We start from the raw sequence: 401 nt of genomic DNA, 5'->3' as shown, positions 1-401 counted from the left end.
GTAGCAGGGGTATAAGTAGCGGCAGTGCCACCTGTACCTGTTGTTACATTGGAGAAACCGGTGGTTGCACTGGTCGTGCTTATCTGCCACTGGTAAGTATAAGTACCGTCGCCACCACTCAATGCCACCGTACCCGTGAGGGCAGCAGGTGTTTCAGAAGCACAAAGTGTCTGATCGGCAGAGATGGTATTGTTCAGTACTGGTCCCAGGTTTATCAGTGTTACAGTAGCTGGCGTACCAGTACATGTACCATTGCTCAGGGTCCACTGCAGGGTAGCGGATGTACCTGCGAACACAATCACACTGGCAGTTGGGTTATTCAGGTCAGTCGCTGCAATAGTTGCAGTACCGCTGATCACAGTCCATTTACCGGTAGATGTAGTGATTGCTCCAGGCGTAGC

At 51.6% G+C, this 401-nt stretch carries 1 protein-coding gene; it reads right to left on the bottom strand.

Features of this window, described 5'->3' with window-relative positions; genetic code table 11:
* The coding region (locus BW716_RS37420; protein ID WP_179091445.1) for a hypothetical protein at positions 1–401 on the bottom strand (401 nt) is incomplete at both ends.

It is taken from the genome of [Flexibacter] sp. ATCC 35208 (assembly GCF_001975825.1).
Lineage (GTDB): Bacteria > Bacteroidota > Bacteroidia > Chitinophagales > Chitinophagaceae > Chitinophaga.
The sequence above is the reverse complement of the archived record's forward strand: the minus strand, read 5'-3'. Positions and strand labels throughout refer to the sequence as shown.